13 protein-coding genes, 2 tRNA genes and 2 pseudogenes are annotated in these 9,029 nt (G+C 43.1%); all 17 read right to left on the bottom strand.

Annotated elements, in window-relative coordinates; translation table 11 throughout:
* Positions 1-118: 118 nt before the first annotated feature.
* Positions 119-325: a hypothetical protein gene (locus KGF65_RS15840; protein WP_165850457.1), complete on the bottom strand. Its 207-nt coding sequence runs from the start codon at positions 323-325 to the stop codon at positions 119-121.
* A 51-nt stretch (positions 326-376) separates the two neighbouring features.
* Complete coding sequence (locus KGF65_RS15835; RefSeq protein ID WP_063489611.1) at positions 377-655, bottom strand: hypothetical protein; 279 nt, start codon at positions 653-655, stop codon at positions 377-379.
* Entirely contained in the window at positions 630-1,022 is a 393-nt protein-coding gene (locus tag KGF65_RS17170) for a hypothetical protein (protein ID WP_253954471.1), read from the bottom strand. Before KGF65_RS17170 ends, KGF65_RS15835 begins: the two co-directional genes overlap by 26 nt.
* A gap of 78 nt (positions 1,023-1,100) precedes the next feature.
* The gene (locus KGF65_RS15830) at positions 1,101-2,315 is read right to left on the bottom strand and encodes a minor capsid protein (protein ID WP_313819554.1); all 1,215 of its coding nucleotides are present in this window, start codon (positions 2,313-2,315) and stop codon (positions 1,101-1,103) included.
* A 146-nt stretch (positions 2,316-2,461) separates the two neighbouring features.
* A complete protein-coding gene (locus KGF65_RS15825) occupies positions 2,462-2,719 on the bottom strand; it encodes a ribosomal-processing cysteine protease Prp (protein WP_021732630.1) in 258 nt (85 codons plus the stop codon).
* Positions 2,688-4,196 carry a phage portal protein gene (locus KGF65_RS15820; protein ID WP_101873195.1) on the bottom strand — a complete coding sequence of 503 codons (1,509 nt, stop codon included), beginning with the start codon at positions 4,194-4,196 and terminating at the stop codon, positions 2,688-2,690. The genes KGF65_RS15825 and KGF65_RS15820 overlap by 32 nt, the downstream gene beginning before the upstream one ends.
* 11 nt (positions 4,197-4,207) lie before the next feature.
* Positions 4,208-5,446 (bottom strand): PBSX family phage terminase large subunit, encoded by a 1,239-nt coding sequence (locus tag KGF65_RS15815; RefSeq protein WP_216748736.1) that lies wholly within the window; start codon positions 5,444-5,446, stop codon positions 4,208-4,210.
* Positions 5,436-5,964: pseudogene (locus KGF65_RS15810) on the bottom strand (terminase small subunit). The gene KGF65_RS15815 and the pseudogene KGF65_RS15810 overlap by 11 nt, the downstream one beginning before the upstream one ends.
* Positions 5,965-6,003: 39 nt before the next feature.
* Positions 6,004-6,267: a DUF6275 family protein gene (locus tag KGF65_RS15805; protein ID WP_216748734.1), complete on the bottom strand. Its 264-nt coding sequence runs from the start codon at positions 6,265-6,267 to the stop codon at positions 6,004-6,006.
* 48 nt (positions 6,268-6,315) lie between these two features.
* Entirely contained in the window at positions 6,316-6,501 is a 186-nt protein-coding gene (locus tag KGF65_RS15800; protein WP_216748733.1) for a hypothetical protein, read from the bottom strand.
* A 220-nt stretch (positions 6,502-6,721) separates the two neighbouring features.
* A tRNA-Ile gene (locus KGF65_RS15795) sits at positions 6,722-6,793 on the bottom strand.
* 246 nt (positions 6,794-7,039) lie between these two features.
* Positions 7,040-7,122: transfer RNA gene (locus KGF65_RS15790), tRNA-Tyr, on the bottom strand.
* Between the two features lie 133 nt (positions 7,123-7,255).
* Positions 7,256-7,723: an ArpU family phage packaging/lysis transcriptional regulator gene (locus KGF65_RS15785; protein ID WP_016511185.1), complete on the bottom strand. Its 468-nt coding sequence runs from the start codon at positions 7,721-7,723 to the stop codon at positions 7,256-7,258.
* Between the two features lie 331 nt (positions 7,724-8,054).
* Positions 8,055-8,402: a DUF1642 domain-containing protein gene (locus KGF65_RS15780; protein ID WP_216748732.1), complete on the bottom strand. Its 348-nt coding sequence runs from the start codon at positions 8,400-8,402 to the stop codon at positions 8,055-8,057.
* Positions 8,392-8,550: a hypothetical protein gene (locus tag KGF65_RS15775; protein ID WP_216748731.1), complete on the bottom strand. Its 159-nt coding sequence runs from the start codon at positions 8,548-8,550 to the stop codon at positions 8,392-8,394. Before KGF65_RS15775 ends, KGF65_RS15780 begins: the two co-directional genes overlap by 11 nt.
* An 80-nt stretch (positions 8,551-8,630) precedes the next feature.
* The gene (locus KGF65_RS15770; RefSeq protein ID WP_216748730.1) at positions 8,631-8,804 is read right to left on the bottom strand and encodes a hypothetical protein; all 174 of its coding nucleotides are present in this window, start codon (positions 8,802-8,804) and stop codon (positions 8,631-8,633) included.
* A gap of 45 nt (positions 8,805-8,849) precedes the next feature.
* Positions 8,850-9,029: pseudogene (locus KGF65_RS15765) on the bottom strand (hypothetical protein); the annotation flags it as partial.

Genomic DNA, 9,029 nt, shown 5'->3' with positions numbered 1-9,029 from the left:
ACCCCGTGCATTACTCTAAGAGCCCCACACATTGTGCTAAATTGACCGTGGCGTCATTATCAGACCCACGCATGCTATTTAGTTTGAGTAGTTTAGAGACGTGCTCAGGTCATCCATGCTAATCCTGATGGAACATTGTCGAAAGGATCATCGTGGCGGTTTGTATTGCTGTTACTTGATCATATCCTTTATTAAGTGCTTCCTCATAACATGTTAGAAATGCATCCGCCATGAGCTTAAAGCCTTGCTCCGTGTCAGCGTCAAACATCAAGCCCTTCATTGCCATCTCGGTGTAACGCATTAAATCCGAATTATCTTTACTCATCGTGTTCTCCTCGTCGTACTAAAAAACGCCCAATCAAAATGATTGAACGCCCTACATTGCAACAATAACGATATCTTGCCATTGGTCACGGATTTTCTTGCCATCAATTACATAATCAAGAATCTCATCAACATCGTCAGTATCTTTGAAGTGATAATCAAAATCACCATTATCTTTAGAAATGATACGTTTGCCCTCACTATCAAAACCAATGTACCACTCAACATCATTGATTTTGATTTGAATCTCCATACGAACATCTAATGCAAATCGAAGTTGCTCCAAAGACTCTAAGTGATCCGAATCAGCTTTTACTCGTCTTACCACCATATTTATTCACAATCCTTTCTGCAATCGTTAATTTCCGCCCAGGTTCTTCACGCCGGGGAACAACCTTGCCATTTTTCTTTGTAACGTGTAACCAGGAATGCGCATGTGGCACAATCGTGTGTATTTTGGCATTGCCATGGTCGGTAAAATCAATGTCCAGCCGGGCCTTTCCTGTCTTACCATAATATCTTCGTGTAACTAGTTGTCCATCGACATAACGGTCAAAAACTGAGTTGGCTTCCTGTTGATACGGAACACCGTGCACCTCACCAAAATTGTGTACATTGTTCAACGCAAATTGTTCGCTTCGAACCTCGCGCGCTACTTTCAACAGGCGCTGGTAACTATCACTGTCATTATACTTCATCGTCTGAAAATCTTCGAATGTTTCGGGTACGTTATCTGCACCTAAAATCCTTTTGTATTCATCGTACTGGGTAGAATCTTACCGACGATTTCCAACTTGATTATCCAAATTATCGAAAGCTTGCCGACCATGCTTTAAGATTACTGCCTGGCGCCAATCTTGATAAGTAGCATCAGGCTTCAACTTAAGTTTTTCGCCAGTAATTGGATCATTCGCCGTCCGTGGTAGCATGTACTTGCTATCTGACAAATAGATGATTGCGACAGTTCGGCAAAATGGATGTAACGGCGGAAAATTAATATTCACTTCCGCTTCATCTACGTTAAATACACGACCGTCAATACTACGACAGATTTTTGAAGTCCGCATATCCAGCACGGCAACCAGTTGGTACTTTTTAACCCCGCGTCGTTTCCATTCATTGAGCTTCGTTTGATTATGAAAGTAGTTGGCTTCTGTTCTAATCAATCGTCGCGTATTGTAACTGCTAGTTCCAAACTCCTTAGCTAAAGCTTGTACCATGTCACGCTCACGCATACCACTCATCTGCTGAGCCGTGAATAGTTCACTGAGTCGGTCGGCTAGTTGCTCCGTGTTATGCCAAATCCGTTTAGAGTAGTTCTTGCCTTTAAACGGCGCATCTAATGTAGCCTTAACGTACTTCCCTGACAACTCTTTAAACCGTGTTATTGGTTCGTCTGGGTTCACTTTAACTGTTACCATCTCTTTACCCGTTTTAGGGTCAAAGATAGTTCTAGTGTGCATTTTAGGCTGACTATCAGCGCTCACGCCCGTAAGAATGACGTCTTTATCAAAGCCACCTATAATACTCTCGTTAGTTGCCTGATCAAGTGCTTCTTGAATTACCTTGGTATAAAGGTCCGTGGACTTCTCAATCTCAACAGATGCCGCTTGTTTCACCGCAATGTAGCTCTTAGCCTTGAGCTCTTCCAATCTGGTAATACGGCCCTTAGCTGCCATCTGTGATAAGTAGTTAGTCACTTGCTTCTTTGACTCCTTATCACTGACATTATCAGCCAGGGCCCGTAACGTTACTAACTCAGTCGGACTAACATTGGTGTTTAGAATCTGTTGTGCCTCGGCCTCCGTCGCTTTACCGTCCGTAAAATATCGTTTGTATATCTGTGATACCTCGCCAGTCAAATAGTTCTGAGCACGCATGTACGCCCTTGCAATGATAGTCGCTTGTTTGGTTGCAGCATCATGTGATTTCTGTTCGCTCTGAACGGCTCGCAGTTGCCAGTAACTTAACTTGCGTTTGTCATCCGCCACTCCTACACCTCCGAGCTTATAAAATCAAATACAGCAAAATTAAAATGCCTGTAATTGGCTTCCATCCAAGCGAAACTAATCCAAGCATTTTAATTATCACGATCACAAATACACCAATCGTTTTAATGATTTTATTCAATTCTGAGTTAATTGCCCTTCACCACCACTTGCAAATTCTGAGGATATTGTGCTGAAATATCTTGTAGTCCGTGTAATAAGGTCTCACACAGAACTTTGTTATCAGCACTGGGCTCAATCAATCCAATAAACAAGCCACCATTTTCGTTAATAGTGGCGTTAGATAGCTCATTAGTGATGGCTTGGCCAAGCACCGAAACAGCAGCACAAACTAGGTCATGGCCCTTAATAGCACTATTCGCGTGGCCCGTTATCTGATAACTCACTACCTGCTTTTTGTTTAACTGAAACGTTGCCAGAATCATCCGCAGTTACCTCCTCGTTATCTGTGGCGGGCTCGCCGCCCATAGCTTTCTGCTGTAGCTTGAGTGCTTTTTCCTTTTCCTGATCCAGCATCTTAATCAACTCTTGCGGGTCATTGGTCCCAGGCAACCACCCGAGGGACACTAATTGCGGAATAACACCCTCAGCATTCTTAATATTATTGATGACATCTGCCATATTAACAGGAATATCAGGAACTATATTAATTGTTGCCCCAGAAGCGTCTACCGACTGGCCTTTAAACGTCATAATATTCTGCATTAAGCGTAGTCTCTGCCGAATACCCCGCGTTAGGTATCGCTGCTTAGTCGCTAACAATTGAAGTAAACCGAACAGCTTGTATTTCATAGCTTCACCGCTAATCGTCCCTGCAAAGTTTTCGTCATTCATATTAGGGACGTAAGACGTTTGATGAATGTCATCCTTAATCGACTTAACAAGTACTTGCAGCTGTGATTCGTCAAAGCTCTTGGTCAACCATTCAACGCTAGCACCCTGGTCACCTTTACCAGGTGCTTCTAGGATACCGTCCTTCAAGTTAGCTTCTTCACCGTTCTCGCCCTCATCTAGGGTAAAGCCATAGACTACCAGCAAGGCATCCACGAAGTTCTTCTTATCAGTGATACGGTCTGACTGTAATTCGTTATAGGCGTTGATTAGGCTAATCGTTTGCTCAAAATCACCTTGACGCTCTTCGTTATTACGATACTCAATAAGTGGGACACCATTAAAATAATGTTGAATGGCCTTAGGTTTGCTTGCCAAATTAGCATCTGATAGCACTCGTCCTGTCTTGGTTCGATACTGAATAATCCAGTGGGCCGTATAGACAGTAATCAAATAACCCTTAGCATTACCAAGCAGGTCCTTCTTTTCCACGTAGTAAATACCAAACAGCGGATTTTTATCCAACGTGTCATCCGTTACCAGCACACAGCCGCGCGGATCAATTTTTTCAATTGCCAACTCGGTAGTTGCGTCTGACACCTTTTTGATGTATAGCAGCTCATAGGCACACCCAAACACGCTTAAATCTTTCTCCATCTCCGTATTATGCGAATCAATATCCATTTGGTCCTGAGCATCCGTAATGGCTTTAATATCCTTGCCGTTCGCCGGTGAAATGGATACCGGATTACCAGTTGTAAAGCCGGTAATCATGTCAGTAATGTATTTGGCGTGGTTCGTCATTACCTTTTCATCTGCACGATCCAACTTAGCCGCCATCTCAAGATTTCGGCTTAAGATGTGCTGATTACCCTCATAGTAGTGTTCCAACATGTTATAACGGTCAATACGTTGCTGTTGTTGATTGATAGCATAGTTAATTACATCAAAGCTAGGGTTTTCAATATTGCCAGCCAATTCACGGTCAATCGCAACGTTGGACCCGCGCTTCTTGTTCAAATCATACTGCATCCGCTCACCTCCTATCCTCTTAATCCCTTTGGCTTCTTAATTGTCCGTGCCTTGAGCCGTTCATGTGTGTTATAGACGGCATACCGTAACGCGTCCATTACGTCATCGTTAAGCTTGACGGGTAAGCCCGTAGCCTCATCCCAGACATACTGATAGATTTCATCTAAGAACGCATCAATTGCTTCTTTGATAACAAAAAAGTGGCCTTGCTTCATGCACTTAGCCACCGACTCGATTCCTGATAAAACCGATTTTTTAGCATTGAACGCCTTGAGCCCTTCACGTTGGAAGCGTGCAACGTGTTCGGGTCTCGCGCTATCAGCCCAAAACTTAACATTTCGGCCATAGCGACGCTGAATATCTTTTGCAATCTCTACCCAGTAATCAATCTCTTCAAACTGACGTGTATGTTCTTCAATCAAATAAGTATTGCCAACTCGATCATCAGCCATGACAACAATCGTTCCTTTATGTTCATAGCCCCAGTCGACTCCCGCATAGTAAGTTAAGTCTGCTGGCAATTGAGCCCGTGGAATAATCATTTCGTCCTTATTAAAATCTTTATACACCATACCTTCACCAGATACCCATAGACCGAGTATTGCACGGTCGTAAAACATTCCGGACGGCGTACCCGCTTTTTGATGTTCAACGTATTGTGGGGGCAAAAAGGTATTATCATCGATTGTAAAATGGAAACTAACGGTTCCTGCTTTAGGATCATCGTTATCAATATAGCTGGCTTTCAAGTAGTGAGTCGGAACGTCTGGGTTCGTATCGCAAATAATTCGCGCACCTTGTGCTGAGCACCGATTAAGGATTTCATTGAATACCTCTTCATTAGCAAGGCTAGCTTCGTTAATATACGCCCCAAACGAGGTCATCCCACGAATGGCACCCAGCCCTGCAATGGACCCGGTAAACGTCTGCACAATCTTCACGCCAAACAGTGTGAAAGAGTTATGTTTGTCAAATTGAAATTTAATGTCATATTTATTCGTCAGTTCCTGTAATACGTTGTTTTGTAGCGACTTGCTTGAATACCCCGCTAAAATGTACATTGGTTCCTTGACCCCTAATTTGTCAGCAACCTGACGAACACGCCGCAGTTCCATCAAGAAGGCGTCATTATCAACGACAGTTTTACCAGACCGAACAGCACCATAGTTTATCAGTAGTCGCCAGTCCGTCCGCCGCAAGGTTTTCAGCACTTGAACTTGTTTCGGCGTATATAGCTCACTAATTGCCATCGCTATCACCACCTAGGACGTCATCCAATTTATCCAGATATTCAGAAACTTTTGCTTCAGTACTATCGGTTGAGGCATTCATAATGCGAGCTTTAGCCTCCGCAATATCCGCGTCAGCTTTAAGTTTGCGAATCTGTTGTTCAACAAGCTTATTGTTATCCGGATAACGCTTCAGTATTTCCTTAGTAGCGCTTATCCGTGTTTTCAAATCAGCTTCTTTGTGCTTCTCATACACGCCGTCAGCAGTGCCAATATAAACCGTTTCTTTAGTTTCCCCTCTAGCGATACTAGTAAGCAATTCGACGGCCTCTGTGGCGTCCATAATGCGCCGTGAGGCTATCTCAGCCATCTGTTCATCGATATACTTGCTTGATGTCAGGTTTTGTCAGGTTCTCCTGTCCAACTGAGCGGGCTGAGCGTTTACCATACCCCGCTTTACGAGCCGCATCAGCAGCATTGCCAGACTTGATATACTCGTCAGCAAACCTCTGCTGTTTAGGCGTTAACTTTCGTTTCATTACATACCACCACACCTCCGTTAATTGGAATTAATTAGTCTAAATTTTGTAGCATCGATTCTCAAACTTTTTGTAGGCGTCTAGGTAGATCTCACCCTTATCACCGTTATAGGTAAGCTCGTAGTACATGCCATCACTTAAAGTCGTGCTGAGTAACGCTTTGCTATTCTGTAATGCTTTCGCTTGCCAAACAATAAAGACATCATCGACAGTGATCTGTTTTCCATCGGTTACATCTAAATGGTCATTAGCGTAGTCCAGCACTAAGGCTTTGCATTTACTTGTAAATTCAACATCGTTCATTTTCTGTTACCTCCATTTTTAAACCAGTCGAAATCGACGGGTTTAGAATTAACCTTTATTTTCCAATTTAAATCCATCACCCTGTGAAGCTTGATATACCGGCTTAGCTTTGTTCTCCAAACTAAAAGCGCCATGCTTACTAGCACGACGCTTCATCCATTTATCTAAGTGAGCATCCATCTTCGCTTCTTGTGGCGTGACGTAGCCGTATTTTGTGTTAATCATCTTTGCCATGAGTTGCCTCGTTGCTTGAACAGAATGGATATTGTGCCCCGAATAATTCTAGGTTAACTTTTTTCCAATCATTCTCAATAGCCTTATTGTCTTTCATATCCATTGTGACGCCTCCTAATCATATGTACAAAAAAAGCCCGGTTCCGACCCCGGGCTTTAACTAATAGACAATGCCAGCGGTGAGAGGAGCGCTCTCACTCTCCCTAATGTCCGCTGGCAATATTCCTGGCTGGCATCGAACCAGCGACCTCCCAATTATAAGTTGGGCGCTCTGCCACTGAGCTACGGGAATATGCGCTAACCGGGGCTTGAATCCGGCAAGCAATTACTGAGAAGGCATGAAGGCTATCGCCTCCAATGCATCTAATTATGTTTGTTACCACAGCGCGCCTGTTCCTGCAGGCAATCTGGTGGCCGTTTGATTGCGCGTCTTATGTAAGCGCCGTCCAGTTTTCCACGCTGAATGGCAAGCAAGTAAGCTGATTTATCGTTGATTCAAATGATTTCACGCACTATCATTGCGTACTTACTTGCTTAATGGCGGCGGTAGGAATCGAACCTACTCACCCAATGGGATCGGTTTTACAGACCGACACAGCTCTCCATCTCTGACGCACCGCCGTGACGATAGACTAACAAGCTGGGGTGGCTTACCTATCTATCGATAATACTAATTTACTCCCCTTTTTGACTTATTTACCGGAATCAACACGGAAACTTGTCGGAATTTACTCGGAATTTTGTCGGAGTAAATTCAGTCCTCGTCGTAGTGAGCAATAATCTCTGGCTCATACTTTTTAACGATCAGGTCTTCCACGCCATCCGGATATATCTCAGCGAACATTAACTGGGCTTGTTTCAAATACTTATTAAATGTTTTGTCGGAGATATTCAGGCTAATCATGCACTTAGTTTTCGAATACCGTTTAACATAGAGCAGCATTAATAGCTCTGAATATTTCTCCGTTTCTTCATCAATTGTAACAGCTTCAATGACCTTGACAACTAAATTAGCCATAAAATCATCGTTAGCTTTACTAACTTGCTTGTCTTCAATATGGTTGCCATAGCTAGGACTTTTAGGCATTCCGTCCATTGCTGGACTTTGCAGGTTGAAATTAACCCTGCGAGCTCGTAGTCGCCATTTCCAATAGTCTTTTAGCACCCGTTCCGCATTAGCAATTGTTCGTTCTTCATCAACGTCCTTAAAAATGCTCTCCATCATGCCACCCCTTGTTTTGACTGTGCTATAATTAATTTTGTAGGTATCAATCGTAGCGCGGTCAGCAATGGCAGCGCTTTTTATATGTTATACTAGCAACGGTCATTCGAGTGGTCCCGTGACTAGTCGCCCTAGTAGGCGGCTTTTTGTTTACTCTCGCAATTACTCAACTCCATAATGTCAGCATTGCTTTAGCGTATTCGGTATCAGTCATGCTTGTTCACCATCCAAATTATTACTAATTCAATAAACAGCAATACGCCAACTGACATTATCAAATACCCCACCAATTGCAACGGGGAAGAGTTCCAAATAAGTTCAAATATTTGTTTCATTTTTCTTCCTCCACCACATACCCGTCTAGCCACGCACGGGCAAACGTTTCCGAATTATCTTCCATATACTCATCAATATCAGACGTTCTTAGCCAGTAATGTATAGCTTCCAAAATATCACGATGACTTGACTTCATATTTTCAATATATTCAGCAATATTTTTAGGAATCACCGGCAGATCATCTGGCAAGGCGGCGTCATAGTCTTTCCTATATTTAATTAAGATTGGGTCAAACTCGCATCCACCGTGTGCTTCTTCTCCTTGAAGTCCACAACTGTGAACCAAATCGTCCCATTCTCTTAGTGCCTTCTCGAACACGTCTCGCTTCGTCTCATTTTTCATCTTCATTCACCTCTACAATAATCATTGCAGGGACAGTCCACCAATCTGGATAGTCCGCTGCTGCGTCAACAAACTCCTCTGCTTTTTCGTATGTCCTAAATGTGGCGATGGTTTCACCACCAAACATATTTCGGCATTCATACCTCATCGTTGCCATCTCCTATCACTAACAAGCCTGTGCCAATTGACTTAAGAACCATTCTATTACTTCATCTGATTCACTCATTTTTAATCATCCGGGTGTATTAGTATTAATGCTAAAGAAATCAAGATAGCACCAATCGTGCAAATTGTTCCCACAATTATTCCACCCTCAATAAATATATTAACTAGAGCTGTCACACCAAGTACGATTGAAAGATAGATGATTATTCCAAAGCCAATTTTATTTCTAGTGCTCATTTTCAATCCTCCCCGAACGTTTCAAACGCCCACTTGCGTTTCTCGTTAGTTGGTTCCTTGACGATTATCATGCTGTGATTTCATTGCTTTCTCGGCGTGTTGCTTCATGCGCCGGTGCTTCCGTTTAATCGTTGAACGCTTCTTAGTGTGCTTAGGCATCTTCGCCCTCCGTAAGAAACTGTTTGAGGTCTTTGAAAGACGCTTGAATTTCCGGTAAAATATGTG

The sequence above is a fragment of the Lactiplantibacillus sp. 30.2.29 genome, assembly GCF_018991255.1.
GTDB classification, from domain to species: Bacteria; Bacillota; Bacilli; order Lactobacillales; family Lactobacillaceae; genus Lactiplantibacillus; species Lactiplantibacillus pentosus.
The sequence above is the reverse complement of the archived record's forward strand: the minus strand, read 5'-3'. Positions and strand labels throughout refer to the sequence as shown.